Consider the following 21,792-nt stretch of genomic DNA (forward strand, 5'->3'; position numbering starts at 1 on the left):
AGTCAAGTGCCCGCAGCGAGAATCAACTCAGTGGGTAAAACTTAGTTTATAGTTGAAAAGCAACAACCTTTACGAAAACAGCCTTATTTTTTTAAAAAAACCTTTTACATCATTATTTTTAGAAACATATAAAAAGCCCCTTTTCCACTTTTGCGGAAAAAGAGCTCAAATGTAAAACTATTTGTTTTACAAACCCTTACAATATACAGAAAATAATGAATTCCGCGTTCCCGGAAAGAGTTTCCGATTTCACGGAAATATTATAAACCATATTTTTTCAGCTTGTCATAGAAGCTAGATTTCCCTATTTGAAGCATTTTAGCCGCTTCTAATTTATCCCCGTTGCATTTCGCTAACGCTTTTTCTAATTCTAGTTTCTCTGTTTTTTCTACCACAGCCTTTAAACTATATGTCTGACGGTCAAGTGAATGATCAAAATCTATATGTTCAGGCAAATCTTCTCTCTCAATTATTTCTCTGTTTGTTAAATGCACAGCTGCTTCAATTACATTCTCTAACTCTCGTATGTTGCCTGGCCATGTGTACGTAGTAAACAAATCATACACACCCGAAGCAAAGTCCACTACTCGTTTTCCAATCCGATTGGTCACTTTATGAAGAATTGATTTACATAATATCCGCAGATCTTCCTTACGTTCCCTCAAAGGAGGCACATGTAATGGAACAACATTAATTCGATAAAACAAATCTTCTCGAAATTGCTGTTTTTCAATTAAACTTTCTAAAGGCTGATTGGTGGCCGCGATAATTCGAACATCTACCTTTTGCGATGTAACACTACCTAACGCTTCCACTTCGCCTTCCTGTAAAGCTCGTAAAATTTTCACTTGCGCATTTAATGGCATATCTCCTATTTCATCTAAAAACAACGTACCTCCATCTGCGAGTTGGAATTTCCCCCATTTTCCACCTTTTTTTGCTCCAGTAAAAGCCCCTTCTTTATAGCCAAAAAGCTCCGACTCTAATAAATGCTCTGGTATCGCCGCACAATTCACTTTAATAAAGGGTTTATGATTTCGTTCACTAAGGTGATGTATGCTCTGAGCTATAAGTTCTTTTCCTGTACCGCTTTCTCCCCTTATAAGCACGGAAACATCACTGGCAGAAACTTTTTTCATCTTATCTTTCAACTGATTTATCTTTTGAGAATTTCCGACGATATCATGGATCGTATATTTCGTATGGTGATTTCCATTTAATTGTTCGCGGTACTGTTTTAATTCTGATAAAAGATCTTTAATGTGGCTGTTTAGTTGCTTCCATTCCTTTGTATCTCGAAAAAGAACCATACCAAGGGCTCCGACTACTTGTCCATTCGAACGGAGCGGAATACGATTGGCAATCATATAGTTTCCTCTAATATATTGTAAATCAGCGTTTTCTATCTCCTCTGTCTCCGCAACAATATGCATCCTCGTGTTTTCAATGACTTCTGTTACATGTTTCCCTTTTATATCACTTTTATTAACAGCTAAAAACCGGCAATAGCTTTCATTCATGTATGTAATAAATCCATTTTTGTCTACAACGACAATGCAATGATTCATATTTTCAAAGATGGATTCTAGTATATCTTCTTTAAAAATATTAGCTAACATCCCCTGCACCCCCTAATGTAAAGGATAACATTAAATCTACTTTTATATTTAACCAATATGTCTCATTGCTTTCATTTGTTGATGAAGAGAAAAACGATACGAAAAAATCATCCAAAAAAATTGCATTCTCCTAAAGAAAAGTTGTAGTCTTTTATCTGTTACTAATTATTTATCTAGAAAGGAAGACTAATAATGATTACTTTAAAAGGAAAAACGGCTTTAATCACCGGAGCAGGAAGAGGAATTGGAAAAGCTACTGCAATCGCTTTAGCAAAAGAAGGAGTAAACCTAGGCCTAGTTGGATTATCTATGTCTAATCTTGAAAAGGTAAGCGCGGAGCTAGCACATTATGATGTAAATGTTTCCGTTGCAACAGCAGATGTAGCTAACCTTGACGCTGTTGAACAGGCTATTGAACACATTAAAGCAGATCTAGGTGCTATCGATATTTTAGTCAATAATGCAGGAATAGCTAAATTTGGTGGTTTTCTAGAGCTAACACCGGAAGAATGGGGAAAGATTATTCAGGTGAACGTAATGGGTGTATATAATGTAACAAGAGTTGTTCTACCTGATATGATTGAAAGAAAGTCTGGCGATATTGTGAATATCTCCTCCACTGCAGGTCAAAAAGGAGCTCCTGTTACAAGTGCTTATAGTGCATCTAAATTTGCTGTTTTAGGACTAACAGAATCACTGATGTTAGAAGTGAGAAAACATAATATCCGCGTAACTGCTTTAACACCAAGTACAGTTGCCACTGATTTAGCGAATGAAAACAACCTCATCTCTGGAAACACGGAAAATGTTATGCAAGCAGAAGATTTAGCAGAGCTACTTATATCTGGATTAAAACTTAACCCAAGGGTGCTAGTAAAATCTGCTGGGTTATGGTCAACTAATCCTTAATAAAGAACCTTCACCTTTGCTATAAATAGTTCACTTCCAATGAAGAAGAAATTGAATTAATAAGCGAAATGGCATATCAAATCGCATAGAGATTGATATGCTATTTTTCGTTTGTTTATCAATGTTTATACCATTTTAACACCATAAATAGTACACAAGATAACATATTACTAACAGTTGTTAGTAGAGAGGTATTTGCTATGTCGTTTTTGTTACTAAATTTAAGTCTAGAAAATCGTCTGTAAAGTGGATTCTCATTCCTCTAAAAGGCAAAAATGCTGTTTCAAAAGAGGTGAAACGGATCCTGGTTCCGCTACTAATACCAAAACATTGAAATTTAAGGGTAAAATAGACAAATAACGGAATGAGGATCCGCTAAATCAGCAACTGCGGATCCTTGTTTCCAGCCACATTCTGTTCTAAATTTCAATTTTAAACACACAGTGACGGTTCTTCTATTGCTTCATTGAAACAGAAGAACCGTCACCGTGTTTCGTTACATCCTCATAGATGCCGCAACATTTCTTGCTGTTCTTTCCATATAATGTGCCGCATGTTCAAATGCTTCCGAAAGTGGGATAACACCTGGAACAATGCTGAAAAGGGCATCAATTCCGTGTTCATATACTACATCACAATCTTGTGATAACGATCCCGCAAGCCCAATGACAGGCACATTATATTTTTTAGCTACTTTCGCCACACCAATAGGCGTTTTTCCATAAACGGTTTGACTGTCAATCCGTCCTTCACCTGTAATAACAAGGTCGGCATCTTTGACTACATCCTCAAAGTTTACAGCATGAAGGATAATGTCCACTCCTCTTTTCAAATCAGCATGAAGAAAAGCGAGTAGCCCTGCTCCAAGACCGCCTGCTGCACCAGCGCCCGCTATATCGCGGAAGGATTTCCCAAGCTCTCTTTCTGCGACAGTAGCAAAATGAGAAAGGTTTTGATCAAGTAACTCCACCATTTCAGGTGTTGCTCCTTTTTGAGGACCGAAAATGGCGGAAGCTCCTCTTGGTCCTGTTAATGGATTATCTACGTCACAGGCTACCTCCATTTGAACATCCTTCAATCTAGCATCAAGATCGGTCAAGTCTATTGTAGCGATTTTCGAGAGAGCACCGCCCCCGGGACCAATATCATTTCCTGATTCATCTAGCAACCTTCCCCCTAACGCCTGCACCATTCCAGCTCCTCCGTCGTTCGTTGCACTTCCACCAATCCCAATGATGATATGCTTGACGCCTAAATCAAGTGCAGCAGCTATTAACTCTCCTGTTCCTCTAGTGGAGGTGACCAACGGATTTCTCTTACTGGTAGGTACAAGGTGTAAACCTGATGCAGCAGCCATTTCTATCACAGCTGTTTTACCGTCTCCCGTTAATCCAAAGAACGCGTTAACTGGCTCCCCCAGTGGACCAGTTACAACCTGCTCTTTCAGTAGGCCATTCGTGGCGTCTATCAGTGACTGTACGGTTCCTTCCCCACCATCTGCCATTGGTACTTTACTGTAAACGGCATTTGGAAAAACTGACTTAAAACCTCTTTCTATTGCATTCGCAGCCTCCAAAGAAGATAAACTTTCTTTAAAAGAATCAGGGGCAATTACAATTTTCATCGTTTCCATCTTCCTTTCTATTAGAGGATGTTCAAAGTCCAGGAAAAATAGCAGCAAAATCCGCTCGCTTTTCTCCACTCTTTTTTGAACATGTATGTTTAACCGATAAGCTTAAATACTCCGAATACGAGAGTTGAAATGACCGCAAGAGTTAAACCGACTAAAGATTCGTATGGCATCAATTTTAAACGTTCCTTAATACCCATATTGACACTTCCGGCTGTAGCATGGAAAAAGCTGCCGTGCGGTAGGTGATCAAGTACCGTTGCACCTGCATGAATCATCGCTGCTCCAGCCAATGCTGATACGCCCAATCCTAAAATGGTGCTACTAAAAACGCTGCTCGCAACTGCTGTACCAGCTGTTGTCGAAGCAGTTGCAGCTGACATAAAAATCCCGGACACCGGCGCCAATAAATAAGCTGGGAGACCGGATGAACTTAACGCATTTATAATGACATCTTTTAACGCAGAGTTGGCAATGATGCCAGCCAATGTTCCAGTACCTAATAGCATAATAGCTACGCCAGACATTTTGCTCAAACCAGAAACAGCATAATCATTGATTTTCCTTGTCTTTTTCATCGCAATCGCTCCAATGATTCCTCCAACTGGAAGCGCGACCATCGGGTCAATGTTAATATCAAATAGTGGTCGCAACGCAAGTAAAATAACCGTAACGAGCGGTGCAATCAATGCTGTTATGAATAAAGGAGTCTTTGTGTTATCTGTAACTTCAACGTCTTGGCTCATCACTTTAGAGCCTTTGTTGACAAGCTTTTTCGCTAAGAAATACGTAACCGCTAGTCCGAAAATGGCCGGGATGATTCCTGCCGCCATCACGGACGTAAGCGGAATACCAAATGCATCAGAAGCAGCAATCGCATTCGGGTTCGGTGACATAATATTCCCCGCTTTTCCGCCACCAATCATTGCTAGCAAAATAGCTGTTTTAGAAAGCTGTGCACGTTTGGCAATCGCCAACGCAATTGGTGACACCGTAATAACAGCTACGTCTACGAAAACCCCAACCGCTGTTAAAATCATCGTAGCTACAGATAATGCTAATAGCGCACGTTTTTCTCCAAACTTTTTAACAATCGTTTCAGCAATAGAGGAAGCAGCTCCTGATTCAATCAGGACACCTGCCAGAATACCCGCAGCCATAATTCTCAATACTGCCGGAATGATTCCTTTCGCACCTTCCATCATTAACGTAACGGTATTGGTAATATCCACGCCACCTATCAACCCACCGATTAAAGCTCCGGCAACCATTCCATAGGCAGGTGGCACTTTTTTTAAGATTAATATAATCGCAATAACTAAGGCACTAATAGCACCTAAAGCGCTTACAGTAACATCCATGCTAACTCCTCCCACAGTGCTTGTTTTGTCTATTTCCATTGTAAGCGTTTACTACTATAATTACATTGTGAAAGGTGATAAAGTATAGAAGTGAAAAAAGCCCATCAATTGTGCATATGCACAATTAGCTAATGTCATGCAACAACTTCGCCATATACAATTCCATCAATTCCTTTATATTCCTCGGGTCTTTACCCGTTAATTCGGCAATTTTTTCAAGGCGGTATCTTAAGGTATTTCGATGGATAAACAAACTCTCTGCAACTTTATTCAACTCTCCTCCCTCTCTTATATAAGCTTCTAGTGTATCAACTAAATCTCCCTTCTTATCTTGCTCTAGTATTCTACTATAAAAGGAGAAGACCTGTTTGCCCTGCTCATCCTGTGCCAATTTAGCAAGTGTTACTTCTAATTGATAATCCTCATAATGATAAAAATTCCTATCAGATTGGAGTTTGCTTCCTACTGTAATCGCTCTTTTAGCTTGATGGAATGAAGCTTTTAACTCTTTTATGCTTTTGACCTGACTTCCAGTTCCGATAAGGACTTTGCCACCTGATACATTTCGCAATCGCTGTAAAAATGATGTTAGCTCCCTTTTGGATTCTTTTACAGTTACCGCTTTAAGAACGACTATTTCATCGTTAAAAGTAACACCGATTAAATCCGCCTTACCAATCTCGTATTGAACAGCTCTACTCCATTTTTGATTTGAAACTTTTGTATAATTGGATTGCGCTAAAACGATAGCCATTCTAGGCTGTCCTAAATCGATCCCAAGAAATCCAGCTCGTTCTTTTATCCATTCTTCATCCAACGCTTCTTCTGAAATAAGCTGATTCACAATTTCACTCTGCAGCCTTTGCTTCCACTGCACCGTCTCTAGTAAAAACGATTGCTCTAATACCAATTCTGCCGCCATTTTTACAAGTTGGGCATAATTCTGGATTTTCTCAGGCTCCCCTGTAATCCCCACAACACCAACGATCTGATGATTAAAGCATATAGGCAAATTAATTCCAGGCCTTGAGCCTTTCATTCTCGTTGCCTTCGATTTATCTATTACAACACTTTCTCCGTTTTTAAGGACAAGAAGGGCACCATCATGGAGCTCGTTCATTCTTTCGCTGTCACCTGACCCAATAATAACTCCCTTATCATCCATTACATTTATGTTTCTATTTAAAATTTTCATCGTACGCTCCACAATTTCCTGAGCCAGTTCAGTCGTTAAAAATTGCACCCTTATCCTTCCGCCTTCCTGCTTCCCTTTTTTCACCATTATACACGTATTATGTTTTAAGCTGTTCTTTAAAATTAGGGGCCGTTCTTATGTTTTTTTACATAGCTTAGTAAACAATTAACCTTTGATATTGTACTACTTCATTCACGTTGAGACTTCTATTGAGTCGTTCTACAGTGAAACTCTTAGACTTACTTAAAGACTCTTTTCTCATAGATTGTTGTTTTTACTTATAAATTTTGCCAGTTGATTTCCGTTCAAAAGCAACAAGCTTTACGAAGACAGCCAAATTTAAAATTAAGAATACAGCTGTATCAACACTTTTGAATGAAAAAAGGGGCGTCCAAAAGTCGAAATGTCGACTTATTGGACAGCCCCATATTATAGTGTATCTGACACTTAATTGATGTATGTTTTGACAGTATGTTTATTAATTTTTTATGAATTATTTTTATCGGAATAGCACGTACCATTTTGTACGGTAACAATCACGGGTAAAGACAAAATACTTAAAGAGAGAAACGGGTCCCTTTTACACCCGTTTTTTCAGTTGGTTCTTGCCTACTTATCCCACTACATTTTAGATTAGTAGTGGGATAAGTAGGCAAGACCTCAAATCCTATAGGACAATTAGATCTCTTCTCAAATCTCGATAGCTCGCTTCGGGAGTTGGCCTTGTGGAACGAAGTCGTGAAACAAGATTATTCGGGGCGTGCCAGGCACGTGGAGATTTTAGGTAGCCCTTTAAAAGATCCATTTTTCAATACCCTTTTTTTCTGATCTCACTTTGTATTCTTTAATCCCTTCAACAATTGAAGTGGCAACACGATTTTGAAAATCGTCAGTCCACATTTTGGACTCATTCTCAGGATTCGTCAGATAACCTACTTCTATCAAAGCTGCCGGCATTTTCGTATCCTTTACAACAAATAGATCTTTCTTCATAATCCCTCTATCCCTAAATCCGGTGGCTTCCGCCACATATTTCTGTATAATATCAGCAAAAAGGCGGGAATTCTTGTGATAATAAAACGTTTCCGTACCCGATACATCGGGATTGGAAAAAGTGTTTCCGTGAATAGATATAAATAAATCTGCATCTAGTTTATTTGCATATTTGGGCCTGTATCGGCTTTCTTGCGAAATAAAGCTATCATCCCTTCTTGTCATAAAAACTTGTATTTGAGGTTCCTGCTTCAATAGTTTTTCCACCTTTTTCGACACACTTAAAGTAAAATTCTTTTCATACTGGCCGCTGGCGCCTGTCGCCCCAACATCTTTACCGCCATGTCCCGAATCAATTACAACCTTAAAAGCTGTATTACTTTTTTTACTGTTATTATGATTATTGTTATTGTAGGTAGAATTGCTAATGCAAGCTGATAATATTAGAATTGAAAATAAGAGCAATGTAATAAACAACATATTTTTTTTCATGCTTCTGCCTTCTTTCTATTTTTCAATGGTGTAGAGGAATGCTATTAAGTGTTAAGATAATGGCAACGGTCATAGCATTTGAATTGTACCGGTTCAACAGAAGCATCAAGTTTCTTCATTTGAACCCCCTGTTTTGTTAAATAGCTCAATAGCTTCGGTAAATATTTCGCAGTTTTGGATTGATCATGCAACAACACAACTGGTGTGGCACCATTTCCTTCCAATGATTGAATTTGATAAATAAGATTTTCTACATACTTCCCGTCTGTCAGGTCCCAGTCACGGCTATCGATGTTCCAATCCCACAATTCGTAGCCTTGTGCATTCAGAGCTTTTCTGAACGGTTTGGTCAAATACGGTACACTTCCATACGGAGTACGAATTAGTACGGAACGAATTCCGGTAATACTTTCAAGTACTTTTTGAGCTTCCTTCATTTCACCGAGAACCTTTTGTTTGGAATGGTAAAAGTGATTGACATCATGTGTTACACCATGTAACCCAACGCCATGCCCCTCCTCAACCATCTGTTTTACTGCATTAGGACGCTCCTTCATATGAGGTGAAAGCATAAAAAACGTCGCTTTAGCATGATGTTTTTGTAAGATTTCAAGGATATCGTCTGTTGCGGAAGTTGGACCGTCATCAAATGTTAAATAAACGACTTTTCCGTCATCTCTTTTTGAATTGGTTAGCGTTGATTCTAATGTCCTTTTTTGCTCATTAGCTACTTCATTTTTTACACCTTCTTCTATCTCTTTCATTGGAGAAGGAGAAGTAAATGTGCCAATAAGAAAGATTGATAGGAAAGTAGTTACTGATAGGAGTCTCAATCGTATGAGTGTTTTCCTTTTTAACTTATTAATTGTATGATTTCTCCGATCTTTCTGCTGTAATGCCAAAGTTAATCTATCCCTTCTTTTTCAATGCATCTTTGTACTATTTAAAGATTACTAGAGAGAGATAAAGGTTAGGTGAAGATAATATTGATATCATTTAAAGAATTAAAAAATAGGGACAGACCTCTGAAATGTGAGTTTGTTTATAAGCTGACATTAAAAATCCGATAGTCCAATACCCGTGGTATAACGGCCATTAGACTGTCGGATTTCAAACAATAATTGAAACTTCAATTAGGGATTAATCAATAAAATGTAAATATCAGGGTAACGGTGAAATGGTTCAGGTTGGACAGATGACTTGCACCGTGTTATTCCTTATTAATGGTAGAGCATGTTGTACTCTTGGAACGGAAGATTTTCTTCCCTATACTTCCTACCGTTCCGTAACGGATTGGTTGCTCTATAAATCGCCAAGAAATCGAAGCGACCAGGAGAATAATTACCATTTGTATGAAAATACTAGCTATGGAATTTTCCCCTCCTGACACAGGAAAGAACAAAACTAATATAGGGTAATGCCAAATATAAATTCCATAGGAACGAACACCGAACCAACGCAACAGCTTGCATCCTAAAACACGACTAATCCAAGTTGATGGGTGAACCGCTGCGGCTACTATTGCAGCTGCCGCAATACACTGAAGTACCATTCCGCCGCGGTAAAGAAAAACCTCATATTGATTGGTCTCGTATATCATCCAAATCAGAATAGCAAGACTAGTTGTCCCAACTATGTCCAATAAAATACGCAGGCATTTGTTATCAGCAATCTTCCCCATAAACATTTGGCTAGGCAGACATAACGCAAGTGTCACTCCAATCAGCAGAGCAAACGCACGAGTATCTGTCCCGAAATAAACCCTGCTTGTATCCATTAACCCCGGTTGATAGAGGAATCCCATTCCAAGTGCGGAAACCAATACACCGATGAGGATGATCCCAATAAGAAGCTTGCGTTTGTGAACGAAACGGAGCCCCAGTAAGAGCAAAAATGGCCAAGCCAGATAAAACTGCTCCTCGACAGCCAGGGACCAGAAATGTAATAGAGGTGAAGGTTGTCCAAAATTGGAAAAATAGCCAACATCGTTAAAAATGAACCACCAATTAGCCACATAAAAAAATGAAGCTAGCCAATCGCCCCAGAGGTTAGCTAATTCGGAAAAGTTAAACAGGATCATCCATACCGCCACCACTATCAATACTAGAAGCTGTCCTGGTAGCAGGCGTCTAGCGCGTCTGATCCAAAAATTACGCAAATTTATCTGTCCTGAATTCACCCATTCGATAATCAGTAGATCTGTAATGAGATATCCAGATAAGACAAAAAATACACCTACGCCTAAAAAACCTCCAGAAGCCCATCCTAAATTGAGATGATAAGCAATCACTGCAAATACAGCGAACGCTCGTATCCCATCTAACCCTGGCATATAACGGCTTTTCTTGGTTTCATTGGAGGCCACTTCCACCTTATACTTCATTGCGCACTCCTTCATTGTTTTTAGAGGAGTGGATATCCTTTTTAATATGGTTCAGTAAAAGAGGATAAAAATTCTCCTTAAAATGTATACCATCCTTTATATACAGATTCTGATGTTTTTCAAATATAGGAGACAAATCAATGTAATCGACCTTCTCTGTTACTGCCATCTTTTCAAGCGCCTTATTATAATCCGGTATATTTTTATAACGTGGTTCTCCCTCCATTGCTTCTTTCGTCACTGGGGGAACCGATAAGATATGAATCTTCACTTTCGGCAGTTTTCCCTTTATTTTTTTTATTAATTTAGCGTAATTCTTCAATGAATCTTCCTTAGGATTGTCGATAGGCATCAACAAGTCATCTGACCCCAACATGATAAATACATTTTCAGGTTTCTTATTCGCTATTTTATCAACTTCTTCTAGGGCGAATAGAGCAGTGGCCCCTGCATTACTAATAACATTAGAGTCCTTTATCACATCAGATAATCCTATTAAAAGCGAATCACCCAAAAAAACACTTTTATTATAAAAAGATTTATACTGGTCCTTCGCATCGTCAGTAACGGTTTGTTTTTCATCTTGTATGCTTCCACAGGCTGCAGCGAATATTGCGAGGATTCCAATAAGCACACCCAGAAATATTTTTTTGGTCATGTCAATATACCTCCTGATTTTTGGATTAAACTTTTTTCTACATCGGGAGACAGAGTAAGTATTCCTTGAACCGTATAGCTACTTTCCTTTCCCTCCATCTCCTGTATAGAAAGATTAATAGAGAGAGATAAAGATTAGGTAAAGATAATATCGATATCAATTAAAGAATTACAAATGTGTTGTGACTAGAATTATTATGTCTATTAGCATACAAAAAAGCCATCCGTTCAACACCTTCAATAAAGGCCCATTGAACGGACAGCTCAAATAAATTAAAAATTTAATCATTCCTCAAGTTCGGTAGAATGAAAAAGTTTCTTAATAAAATTTCTACTCTTTTTTGTTCAAATAAAAGAAAAACAACACTCCATCTTCTGTATTCGATACACCATACTCCGCGCCATGCAGCTCTAAAATATTCTTCGAAATAGCAAGCCCCAGTCCCGTTCCACCTTTCGAACGCCTGCGAGACGTATCGCCACGATAAAAACGATCCCATATTTTCTCTAAATGTTCCTGTGCGATATGTGCCCCTTGATTTTCCACACATACTTTTACATGCTCATTTTCTTCTATTGTGGAAATAATAATACTTTTATTTTCTGGTGTGTAACGAATCGCATTGGTAATAAAGTTCGTAATAACTTGTTCAATTCGATGTTGATTTGCAACTACCTTAACCTTAGATAATTGTTTATGAACACGTAACTGCTTGTTCGTTATGTCTAAAGCTAATTGCTCACATATATACTCAATGACCTGGTCAATATAGAAGACATCCATTTCCATTTTATACGTACCAGACTCAAATTTTGCTAATTCGAGCATATCAACAATGAGCATATCCATTTTATCTACTTCTTTTGCCATTGCTTTAAAATAATAATCTTTTTTATTACTAGCAACACCATCTTCTAAAATGGAGATGCAACTCTTCATAATACTTAAAGGCGTCTTTAATTCATGTGAAACACCGGAAATAAATTCTTTACGTGTATTTTCTAATTGTTTTTCTTTCTCAATATCTTGTTGCAATTGATTAATATACGAATGCAAAGTAGTAGAGAGTGTATTAATATTGTGTGATAAAGTACCAATTTCATCTTTTGATGTAACGGGTATTGTCTCTGAAAAATCCAAGTTTGCAATCTTGTTTGTAGTATCGTTTATTTGTAACAATGGTTTAGCGATCTTTTTTGAATAATAAAATGATGCCAGAACACTAAGAAGTAATACAAATATAATTAAGTATACATAATAATCTTCTAACATTTGTACAGCTTCATCCACTGGTTGTAATGATGTCATAGCAAAAATATAAATTGTTTCACCCGTCGTATCTTTTATAGGCCTAATAAATATTTTGTAATTAATATTATTTTCCTCATAGTCCAATGTTTCAGCATAGCTATTATGATTTTCCTTTAATATTAAGTTTACTTGAAATTGTTTTATTCTTTCGATAAACACACGATTGGTATAAATGTTTGAACCTAAGGTCTCTAATGGTAATTGTAATTTCTTAATCTTTCCCGTTAAATATATCTGCGAGCTGCCTTTTGGAGAAGGTTCTGTTGCAGCTCTTTTGCCATATAACTTTTTTGATAGTTGCATATTCTCTAATGTAAAATTCCTATTATCTACCGTTAAAATAGCAGGAACTACTGTATCATCTATTTTTATTCCATCAATACTAATACGACTTCCCTCTTCTAAATTAAATCTCACTCTTTGCAAATCTTCTAAACCAATGAAGCTATACAATGGGATGTTAATTACACGATTAGAGAAATCCTTATTTCGAAAAGAATCTAATTGAATTTTTACAGAAAAATCATTTGCGTATTTCATATTTCCTACACTATCTAATGTTGTAATCCACGTCGTATTTTCTTGGTAGAAATCCTGCTCAAGCTTTTGAATTGTTTGTACATCTCCTCCAGCCTTTATGTACTCTTTCTTAAAAGATTGAATGCTCGTTTCAATATCATTTACCTTTTGGTTTGCATAATATTGCTTAAAAAATATGGTTTGTCCAATAAAAATAGTTGCCAAAATGAGCATACATAATAGTGTTGTTAGCATAAATAATTTTGATACAATTCCTTTTTTCATGCGTTGCCCTCAAATTTATAACCAGCTCGAATAACAGTTACAATACTATTTGCTTTATTACCTAATTTATGACGTAAATTACGGATATGACTATTGACTGTGCGATCATCACCAGTAAATTCATAACCCCAAATTTTAGTGATTAGTTGTTCTCTCGTAATAATAATCCCTGGATTTTGCATCAAATAGGTTAATATTTCAAATTCTGTGTGAGTCAAACTTATATTTTCTCCATCTACTGTCACTTTACGTGAAGGGAAATGGACATGGATACCACTACTAATTAAGGTATCTTCATTAGATAACTTACCTGCAGGAGAATATCGACTATCCAATAATCGTTTTACCCTTGCCAATAAAATGGGTGGACTGTATGGTTTTGTAACATAATCATCAGCACCTAATTCAAAACCAAGTAACGTATCGTCTTCATCCGCACGAGCTGTCAACATAATAAGAGGCACATTGGATGTTTTGCGAATTCGTCTACAAACAGACCATCCATCTAACTCTGGCAACATAATATCTAGAATAATTAAATGTACTTCATGTTCTTCAAATATAGCTAAAGCTTCACTTCCATCTACTGCTTCTAATACTTCATGTCCCGCGTTCAATAAATAATCTTTCACTATTTCACGTAAAATGTCTTCATCTTCTACAATCAAAATTGTTTTTTGCATTTTTCTCCCTCGCAATTTCTAAAAGGTTAGTACCTATGAAAGAATATCATAACGATGTAAAGATGAGATAAAGATATTCACTTGATATCATTCGTGATAAACCCTCTTTAGGGATCGTTGACAATTATTTTCCACATCCTACATTTTTATTTTACCCATACAAAAACAACATTAGAAGACGGGACAAAGAGGCTGGGACAAAAGTATTTTAGTCAAAGAAAAAAACCGAACTATGATTCAAGAATTCTTCCGCTAGAATTCGAATTAGTTCGGATTTTTCTTTTTTATAAACTCCCCTATTATGAAATCATTCGTCTTTAGAACCAAGGGGTTTAGTTATGTCCCAGCCTCTTTTAATTATCCAGTGAACCGCATCCGATGTTATACACACAAATAAGTTATAGAGAGAAAAATGAGAAAAGCGATTATCCACTATAACTTTTAAAGGTCTCTAAGGGTAAAGGAATAGCTCGTTCAGTAATCCCACTGGAAATCAATAAGAGTCCCAAATCGTGTTGCTTTAATTTAATCAGAAGTAACTATTCCCCTTTTCCCTCTCTCCATTCTGCTACATACTCTTCTAATACATTTTTCAGTTCTTCGCCTATACGTGAGTAGGCTTCATCGTTTAGGTTGGCAAGTGACACGCGGATGGACCATTCTGGTGCTAGAAATCCTTCTCCATTTAATAGTACAATTGATGATTTTTCGGCTAGGCGGTATAAAATATCTACCGGTTTATAATTCTTTTTAAGGTAATCTGTGAATCCTTTTTCAAAATGATGATTACACCAGATTTCTAAATCGATTTCTGTATAATAATCTGCATCGTTTGGTAAATGCTTCTTCGGTAAACCTAGACCTTCATATAACAGATTCATTCTTCGATGCAAAATGTCCGTTGTTTTTTGTTTGTATTCATCATTGGTATCGAGCATAGCAAAAATGGAGAATAACGCCATTTGTACCTGTTGTGGTGTCGATAGTCCAGCTGTGTGATTCATCGCAACGTCTCTACTGTCCGCTACCATTCGATCGATAAACTTCAGGTTTTCTGGATCCCGTGTAAGGGAAGCATACCTTTTATTTAGAATTTCTTTCTCTTCCTCTGGTAACGCCTTAATTAAATGATCAAAGACATTGCTTTCGTTTATAGCAATTGTCCCTAGGCGCCAACCCGTCACACCAAAATACTTAGAAAATGAATACACACCAATTGTATTAAAAGGTAAATCCACCATTAGCGAACGAAACCCTTCAACAAAAGTACCGTACACATCATCAGAAATAATCATAAGATTCGGATTATCTTGTTTTACAATTTGAACAATTTGTTCAATGGATTCTTTTTTTATCGAAACGGATGGTGGATTGCTCGGGTTAACTAGAAACAGTGCCTTGATGTCCTTATCCTTTAACTTTTCTAATTCCTCATCAGGATATTGCCACGTATGATGTCCTTCATCATCTTTTTCCGTTGCATTAATTTTAACCATTTCGTAATCATTGTTAGGGAGCTCTGGAATCTCTATGTAAGGGGGAAAAATCGGAACCATCACTGCTATTTTAGAACCCTTAGGTAGTAAGTGATTTTTATATAACGTTTCAAATATATAGCACATCGCTGCCGTTGCCCCTTCCACAGCAAATAAATCAAACGTGCCACATGACGTATCTTGACCGCACAGCTCTTTAGATAAAAAATCATGCACAACTTGTTCTGTTCTAACAAGCATCCGATCCGGATTAGGATAGTTATCACCAATGATTCCATCTACCAATTCATAGACCCATTTATCTGGTTCAAACTGTTTTTTATTCATGCCGTAATCAATGATTTCTTTTAGCAATTGAATTCCTGGAACTTGCTGATTTTCCTTAACATATGTATGAAATCGTTCTGCAATTCCTATACGGCTCGGCATGCCAGCTAAATCGCCTTCATTCCATACTCTCCTTGATTCTGTAATAGCAAATTGTCCAAGCGCAAAAAACGCTTCTCGCGGTGTAGCTGCAATCCAATTGGGGTTACCACGACCTGCATCTAGCATGGTTCTCGTAATTCTCATTTTTCCTTTCGCAAGATCAATGAGTTTGTCTTTTATTTCAAACGGACTTATTTTCTCTAGCTCACGACTTTCCTTTTTTAGTTCATCCATAAACATCCTCCTACACAACATGCTGTCTTCTTAGTAAAAGTATTCCGCAATTGGATGGGGAATATTATTGGAGGAAGCACGGTGATAGTTCTCTTGCTTCATTGAAGCGGAAGAACCGTCACCGTGCTTCCTGTCACCGTACTTCCTCTATGAGCTCTTTTCTTCACAAATTGATTAATATTCGGTACCATTAATATACAATAAAAGAAGGGAGAAGATAGAATGTCTAAACGAATTGCAGTACTTGTTACCGATATGGTGGAAGAAATAGAATTAACAGATCCTGTGAAAGCTTATGAAGAAGCTGGGCATACAGCAGAAATTATTAGTGATGAAGCAGGAAAAACTATTAAAGGGAAAAACGGAGATGAACTAAAAGCAGATAAAGGAATTGATGAAGTTAATGCTAGTGACTATGATGCATTACTAGTTCCTGGTGGATTCTCCCCAGATTTACTCCGTATTAACCCAAAAAATGGAGCTTTTGCAAAAGCGTTTATGGAAGCAGAAAAGCCAGTATTCGCAATCTGTCATGGTCCTCAATTCTTAGTTGAAACAGACCTATTAAAAGGAAAAGAGTTAACAAGCTTTGTTTCTGTTAGAAAAGATTTAGAGAATGCAGGAGCAGTTGTTAAAGAGGAAGAGGTTGTTGTGGATGGTAATCTCGTTACAAGTAGAACACCCGATGACCTACCTGCTTTCAACCGTGAATCATTAAAATTACTGAAATAATTCCTAATAAAACAGGCGGCATCTGCTATTGATAAGCAGATACCGCCTGTTTTTATATGACCCTAACTATCTAAGTTCTCGCTCCTTCAATAATATAAACATTTTTCATGTTCTTCCTCCTACTTTCTTTATCAAAAGTAGTGCAATTGCCTATTTATATCCGCACGAATTAAAACGCTATCTAGTTAAAAGGCACTTACATGTGTAAATCAATCATTTACACTTAACGTTGGAGTACTAGATTGAAAGTTTTTTGAAATTAAAAACAAAATCTCAATCGACAATAACAAAAAACCTAGTGGTACAAAGTAAAGGATAGGATAATAGGTAATAATCGTACCTTTCATGCTGAAACCAAGAGCTTCCTGGGTACCAATTAACGCATACTGAAGGCCATAAAAAGTTAGCATAAAAAAGAGTATGAACTCTACTATCAATAGCGCAATGAAAATATTCCGTTGAAACCTATTTTTTAGTTTCACAACCAACATCTCAATCCTCGGCATGATACCAGAACTATACGCATAGGCCAGCCCCGGAAAAAAGGCTAATGGCATAAGAAAATATTGTGTAATTTCATAACTACCTAGTAAGCTAGCATTCAATAGATTCCGTAGCACAACATCGGCAACAATAAATAACATCATCAAAAATATCGTAATGCCACTTAAAATTAGCCCACCAATTTTGACTTTTTCAAAGATCTTATAGGCTCTATTCAAAGGAATCCCCCCCTGTATTAAAAGTATAGAGTTGTCATTTTTGCATTTTTCACATCAAACTAGGGAGCCAAGTAACAAGACCTGGAAACAGAATCAATAAACCACAAACTACAACCGCTAATACAACAGCCATGATCATCGATTGGCGGAACAATCTTTCAATAGGGATGCCTGTGACACCGGAAACAGCGAAAACACTAAGTCCTACAGGAGGTGTTAAAAGACCGATTGTACAAATAACCGACACCAGAATACCAAACCATAATAGATCTACATTCATCTCTTGAACAATCGGTAATAATACTGGTGTAGCCATAATAATCACCGCTCCTCCTTCAATAAACATGAAGAGGATGAAATAGATAAGGGATAATAAAATTAACACAGCCACTGGGAAGTCAATAAGTGGTCCTAATGCACCAATTAACTCTTTTGGAAGCTGAGAGACGGTAATAAAACGTCCAAAAATTTGGGCTGTGATCATGATTAGTAAAACCATTGACGTAATTTTTACCGTTTCTGCAAATGATTCAACAAAAAAAGCCTTATTCACTTTCCCTAAAAAGAGTGCCGTTAAAAATCCAACAAACGCACCGACTGCACCAGCTTCTGTTGGCGTAAATATCCCCGAATAAATACCGCCAAAAATAACGACGACCATGATTAAACCAATCATCATGACAAAAAGAGAACGAGATAGCGTCAATCGTTGCTGCGCCTCTTCTTCCTCTTCTGTTTCCTTCGCTAACCCAGCCGCGGTTTCGTCCCCTCGATAATGCATAACAAGCATGACTCCAATAATGACGATTGTCATAATAATCCCCGGTATAATGGCCGCAATAAAAAGAGTGCCTATTGGTGTTTCTGTTACCACCCCATATAAAATCAGGATGATGCTAGGTGGGATGATTCCAGATAAGGAGCCTGCAGCAGCAATCGTGGACCCTGCCACATCATCACGAAACCCACGTTTCCTTAACTCCGGAACCGCTACTTGACCTAAGGCAGCGGAAGAACCCGTGGTCGATCCGGATACCGCCCCGAGAAATGAACCAATAATAACCGTTAGTACACCTAATAGTCCTGACTTCCCCTTCGATAACGTAAAGACCATCGAATACATATCACGGACGATTCCAGATTTCACAACAAACTGTGCCATTAAAACAAATAGAGGGATCGTTGTTAACGTATAGCTTGCAACTTGTTTATAAGGATTACTTTGTAAAAAAGAAGTGATGTAGGTTGGACCCTCTAACAAGATAATGCCAATGATTCCTATACTGAGTAGTACCGAATGAACGTGGAGCCCTAAGAATAGAAACAGTCCGAAAAGGAATAGCATCAAAATATAAAATACTTCGATTGGCATAGTTACACTCCCTTCAATTGAAAATGGAAGGGAAAGGGTTACCCCCTACCCTTCTAAACATTTTATTCAATTTCCATGATTGCCTCTGGTACCTTACCACCTTGCTCGACAATTAAATCTCTCCATAACTTCGCGATTTCTTTCCCTGGTTGTCCATTCGCTTCCGTTTGTTCAATCCATTGGAACCAAGTGTCTTCTATCCCCTTTATCAGTAGTTCTTTTGCCTCCGGATCAAGGTCATCTATCGTTTCAAAAACAGCCCCTTTATCTTTTGCATATGCTCGGTTTTCTTCGGAACGATCCATCCATAGTTGCGCCCCTTCCAAAATTTGCTCATAAGATGTTTCTTCCATTATCTTCTGAATATCTTCCGGTAAACGATTCCAATTTTCTTCTGTCATCGCCCACATGCCCGTATAGTGACCAAGATTGATTCCCTCAAGTGTATAATTAAAAACATCTTGCATTCCGTACCCAGTCCAGTCCGCAATACTAAAGAAACTTCCATCGAATGCTCCACGATTAATTGCATCAAACATATCGGCAGACGGCATAGAAATTGTATTGATGCCTACATTTTTCGCAAAAATTTCGTGAACCCTCGATGGGGAGCGGAGTGATACTTCTTTAAAATCACTCACAGTCTCAAATGAATAGTCTTTTGTGGAAATGACATACTGTTCTGTTGTCGGCGTCGCAAATACCTTTAATCCTTTTGATTGATATTCCAATTCATTAAAAGACTTTCCATCTACTAACTCACGGTCACTTTTGACAAGTTCTGCATAAGCCTTGGTTGCAAGCACCGTATCGGAATCTAGTAGTGGCAGCATCGTTACTTCACTTAACGGAAAACGTTGCGGGTCATACAATGGCCAAAGTGGTGCCGCAATATCAATCGTCCCATTTTCTAATGATTGGAATTCTTCATTGACAGGAATAAGCTCTTGGTTGGCATAAGATTCAAATTTCACGCGGCCATCTGTCTTTTCTTCCACTTTTTCCATCCAAGGCTTAAAATAGCCTTCCCACCAGCCGTTTTGTGTACTTAATGCGGAAGAAAGTTTCAAGACAATCGTTTCTTTACCGCTTTTATCTGTACTTCCCGAATCAGAGCCACTGCTAGGTTGTTGGACACAACCCGCAATCAAAATTGCCACCATCATGAACGAAAATAACGTCTTCCGCTTCTTCATACTGTTCACTCCCATAACATTTTTATATGGTTCAGAAGAAAAATAAAGTGCTTTCAAAACCTGAATAATATTACTAGAATTCTATAAAGTTAAGCGTATAATTCTCTCAATTTACCCTTTACTATTTTTCCTGAACTCGTTTTTGGAAATTCTTCGACAATCTCAAACTGGGAAGGTACTTTATAAGTTGCTAGCCTCTCTTTACAAAATGCTCTTAGTTCGTCAATGATATTTTCATTATATTCTGACTTTAAGGTTAATACTGCTTTGACTAATTCTCCTCTTTCTTCGTCTGGGCACCCTATAACAGCCACTTCCAGTACGGCTGGATGCTGATATAACACTTCCTCTACTTCCCTTGGGTAAACGTTAAAACCTGAACGAATAATCATATCTTTCTTTCGATCAACAATATATAAATAACCATCTTTATCTTGTTTGGCTACATCACCTGTTCTAAACCATCCATCTACAAAAGCGGTCTCATTTGCTTCCTTGCGGTTTAAATATCCCTTGGTTACATTCGGCCCTTGCACGGCAAGTTCACCTGTTTCTCCAACCGGGACTTCCTCCAACTGGTCATTGATAATTTTGACCTTAACGTCCTTTATTGGGAGTCCAATACTTCCTATCTTTTTCTTTCCGTACGGCGGGTTCATTGATACAACTGGAGAACATTCTGTCAAACCATATCCTTCTACGATTTCAAAGCCAAATGTCTCCACCCACTTGTTAAAAATATGTTCTGGTAAGGGAGAAGCGCCAGTATAAGCAAACCTTAATTTTACTTGATAGTTTTTAACATTAGGATCATTTAACATGTACGTATACATGGTTGGTGGCCCAAAAAAGAAGGTAATCTCCTGTTCTTCCATTGTGCCTAACGTTTTAGCACTTGAATGCCACCTTGGGAGCATATAACTGTACCCACCGGCGTACAGAGTGGGATTCAAACAATTTGATTGAGCTGCGATATGTGTTAAAGGCGGTACAATTAAGGTCCGGTCGTCCACATTTAAGTCAAATGCTTCCGCAAATGTTCTCACGTTAGAATATAAATTATGATGTGTGAGAACCGCCCCCTTTGGTAAACCAGTGGTTCCGGAAGTATATAAAATCGTACAATCCTCAGCCGTATCACTAGCATTTACTAACCGTTCTGCAGGTCCTGCTTGCAATAGGTCTCCTAAGGATTGATCATCGGTGATTAAGTATTTAGGACGAAAATAAAGCTCTGTTTTCATCAGTATGTTACTGACCGATTTATTCGTAATAATGATTTTAGGATTGCAATCATTTAGAATGATTCCAAATTCTCTTGATGTAAGAGCTGGGTTTATCGGAACGTTTGTAGCGCCTACACGCATACATGCATAATAACTAATGACGAATTCTGGGCAATTATCGAGCAGAATGGCAATACGGTCTCCTTTTCTAATGCCATTCAAGTAAAATTGGTTCGCAAGCTTTTGCACTTTTTCATTTAGTTCCCTGTACGTATAAGAACCCATATCCCATCCAATTGCCAATCTGTCTGGATATTATGAGCATGCTCTTGAAGTTTGAGGTCTAA

At 37.8% G+C, this 21,792-nt stretch carries 17 protein-coding genes; 2 read left to right on the forward strand and 15 right to left on the reverse strand.

The annotated features are described in order from the left end of the window. Positions 1-260: 260 nt before the first annotated feature. Positions 261-1,619 carry a sigma-54 interaction domain-containing protein gene (locus ACFSUL_RS17605; RefSeq protein ID WP_377937202.1) on the reverse strand — a complete coding sequence of 453 codons (1,359 nt, stop codon included), beginning with the start codon at positions 1,617-1,619 and terminating at the stop codon, positions 261-263. A gap of 192 nt (positions 1,620-1,811) precedes the next feature. Here ACFSUL_RS17605 and ACFSUL_RS17610 point away from each other — a divergent pair, with 192 nt between their 5' ends. Then, entirely contained in the window at positions 1,812-2,528 is a 717-nt protein-coding gene (locus ACFSUL_RS17610; protein WP_377937203.1) for a 3-ketoacyl-ACP reductase, read from the forward strand. Between the two features lie 496 nt (positions 2,529-3,024). Here the strand turns inward: ACFSUL_RS17610 and ACFSUL_RS17615 are convergent, their stop codons facing one another. The 10 genes from ACFSUL_RS17615 to aspD all read right to left on the reverse strand — a co-directional run bounded on the left by ACFSUL_RS17615 (position 3,025) and on the right by aspD (position 16,197). Beyond that, positions 3,025-4,152, reverse strand: a complete 1,128-nt coding sequence (locus ACFSUL_RS17615) for a glycerate kinase (RefSeq protein ID WP_377937204.1) — start codon at positions 4,150-4,152, stop codon at positions 3,025-3,027. Between the two features lie 98 nt (positions 4,153-4,250). Then, positions 4,251-5,519: a GntP family permease gene (locus ACFSUL_RS17620; RefSeq protein ID WP_377937205.1), complete on the reverse strand. Its 1,269-nt coding sequence runs from the start codon at positions 5,517-5,519 to the stop codon at positions 4,251-4,253. Between the two features lie 124 nt (positions 5,520-5,643). After that, entirely contained in the window at positions 5,644-6,762 is a 1,119-nt protein-coding gene (locus tag ACFSUL_RS17625; RefSeq protein WP_377937206.1) for a CdaR family transcriptional regulator, read from the reverse strand. A gap of 744 nt (positions 6,763-7,506) precedes the next feature. Then, entirely contained in the window at positions 7,507-8,199 is a 693-nt protein-coding gene (locus tag ACFSUL_RS17630; protein WP_377937207.1) for an N-acetylmuramoyl-L-alanine amidase family protein, read from the reverse strand. Positions 8,200-8,243: 44 nt separating this feature from the next. After that, on the reverse strand, positions 8,244-9,101 hold the full coding sequence (locus ACFSUL_RS17635; protein ID WP_377937208.1) for a polysaccharide deacetylase family protein: 858 nt from the start codon (positions 9,099-9,101) through the stop codon (positions 8,244-8,246). A gap of 308 nt (positions 9,102-9,409) precedes the next feature. Further along, positions 9,410-10,582 carry an acyltransferase family protein gene (locus ACFSUL_RS17640; RefSeq protein WP_377937209.1) on the reverse strand — a complete coding sequence of 391 codons (1,173 nt, stop codon included), beginning with the start codon at positions 10,580-10,582 and terminating at the stop codon, positions 9,410-9,412. Then, positions 10,572-11,240, reverse strand: a complete 669-nt coding sequence (locus tag ACFSUL_RS17645; RefSeq protein WP_377937210.1) for a GDSL-type esterase/lipase family protein — start codon at positions 11,238-11,240, stop codon at positions 10,572-10,574. The genes ACFSUL_RS17640 and ACFSUL_RS17645 overlap by 11 nt, the downstream gene beginning before the upstream one ends. Before the next feature lie 330 nt (positions 11,241-11,570). Then, positions 11,571-13,355, reverse strand: a complete 1,785-nt coding sequence (locus ACFSUL_RS17650; RefSeq protein WP_377937211.1) for a sensor histidine kinase — start codon at positions 13,353-13,355, stop codon at positions 11,571-11,573. Next, positions 13,352-14,038, reverse strand: a complete 687-nt coding sequence (locus tag ACFSUL_RS17655) for a response regulator transcription factor (RefSeq protein ID WP_377937212.1) — start codon at positions 14,036-14,038, stop codon at positions 13,352-13,354. The genes ACFSUL_RS17650 and ACFSUL_RS17655 overlap by 4 nt, the downstream gene beginning before the upstream one ends. Before the next feature lie 539 nt (positions 14,039-14,577). Further along, positions 14,578-16,197 carry an aspartate 4-decarboxylase gene (gene aspD, locus ACFSUL_RS17660; RefSeq protein WP_377937213.1) on the reverse strand — a complete coding sequence of 540 codons (1,620 nt, stop codon included), beginning with the start codon at positions 16,195-16,197 and terminating at the stop codon, positions 14,578-14,580. Positions 16,198-16,419: 222 nt separating this feature from the next. Between aspD and ACFSUL_RS17665 the strand changes: the two genes are divergently transcribed. Next, positions 16,420-16,929, forward strand: a complete 510-nt coding sequence (locus ACFSUL_RS17665) for a type 1 glutamine amidotransferase domain-containing protein (RefSeq protein ID WP_377937214.1) — start codon at positions 16,420-16,422, stop codon at positions 16,927-16,929. A gap of 209 nt (positions 16,930-17,138) precedes the next feature. Here the strand turns inward: ACFSUL_RS17665 and ACFSUL_RS17670 are convergent, their stop codons facing one another. The 4 genes from ACFSUL_RS17670 to ACFSUL_RS17685 all read right to left on the reverse strand — a co-directional run bounded on the left by ACFSUL_RS17670 (position 17,139) and on the right by ACFSUL_RS17685 (position 21,748). Then, complete coding sequence (locus ACFSUL_RS17670; protein WP_377937215.1) at positions 17,139-17,651, reverse strand: TRAP transporter small permease; 513 nt, start codon at positions 17,649-17,651, stop codon at positions 17,139-17,141. A 49-nt stretch (positions 17,652-17,700) separates the two neighbouring features. After that, positions 17,701-19,023, reverse strand: a complete 1,323-nt coding sequence (locus tag ACFSUL_RS17675) for a TRAP transporter large permease (RefSeq protein WP_377937216.1) — start codon at positions 19,021-19,023, stop codon at positions 17,701-17,703. 62 nt (positions 19,024-19,085) lie between these two features. Next, positions 19,086-20,219: a TRAP transporter substrate-binding protein DctP gene (gene dctP / locus ACFSUL_RS17680; protein ID WP_377937217.1), complete on the reverse strand. Its 1,134-nt coding sequence runs from the start codon at positions 20,217-20,219 to the stop codon at positions 19,086-19,088. 89 nt (positions 20,220-20,308) lie between these two features. Further along, positions 20,309-21,748, reverse strand: a complete 1,440-nt coding sequence (locus ACFSUL_RS17685) for a class I adenylate-forming enzyme family protein (RefSeq protein WP_377937218.1) — start codon at positions 21,746-21,748, stop codon at positions 20,309-20,311. Positions 21,749-21,792: the final 44 nt, after the last annotated feature.

It is taken from the genome of Bacillus seohaeanensis (assembly GCF_042684945.1).
GTDB lineage: Bacteria > Bacillota > Bacilli > Bacillales > Bacillaceae_B > Rossellomorea > Rossellomorea seohaeanensis.

Coding starts and splice junctions, on each gene's coding strand:
- ACFSUL_RS17605 (WP_377937202.1), bottom strand. CDS start 1,619: ATGTTAGCTAATATTTTTAAAGAAGATATACTAGAATCCATCTTTGAA.
- ACFSUL_RS17610 (WP_377937203.1), top strand. CDS start 1,812: ATGATTACTTTAAAAGGAAAAACGGCTTTAATCACCGGAGCAGGAAGA.
- ACFSUL_RS17615 (WP_377937204.1), bottom strand. CDS start 4,152: ATGAAAATTGTAATTGCCCCTGATTCTTTTAAAGAAAGTTTATCTTCT.
- ACFSUL_RS17620 (WP_377937205.1), bottom strand. CDS start 5,519: ATGGATGTTACTGTAAGCGCTTTAGGTGCTATTAGTGCCTTAGTTATT.
- ACFSUL_RS17630 (WP_377937207.1), bottom strand. CDS start 8,199: ATGAAAAAAAATATGTTGTTTATTACATTGCTCTTATTTTCAATTCTA.
- ACFSUL_RS17640 (WP_377937209.1), bottom strand. CDS start 10,582: ATGAAGTATAAGGTGGAAGTGGCCTCCAATGAAACCAAGAAAAGCCGT.
- ACFSUL_RS17645 (WP_377937210.1), bottom strand. CDS start 11,240: ATGACCAAAAAAATATTTCTGGGTGTGCTTATTGGAATCCTCGCAATA.
- ACFSUL_RS17650 (WP_377937211.1), bottom strand. CDS start 13,355: ATGAAAAAAGGAATTGTATCAAAATTATTTATGCTAACAACACTATTA.
- ACFSUL_RS17655 (WP_377937212.1), bottom strand. CDS start 14,038: ATGCAAAAAACAATTTTGATTGTAGAAGATGAAGACATTTTACGTGAA.
- aspD (WP_377937213.1), bottom strand. CDS start 16,197: ATGGATGAACTAAAAAAGGAAAGTCGTGAGCTAGAGAAAATAAGTCCG.
- ACFSUL_RS17665 (WP_377937214.1), top strand. CDS start 16,420: ATGTCTAAACGAATTGCAGTACTTGTTACCGATATGGTGGAAGAAATA.
- ACFSUL_RS17675 (WP_377937216.1), bottom strand. CDS start 19,023: ATGCCAATCGAAGTATTTTATATTTTGATGCTATTCCTTTTCGGACTG.
- dctP (WP_377937217.1), bottom strand. CDS start 20,219: ATGAAGAAGCGGAAGACGTTATTTTCGTTCATGATGGTGGCAATTTTG.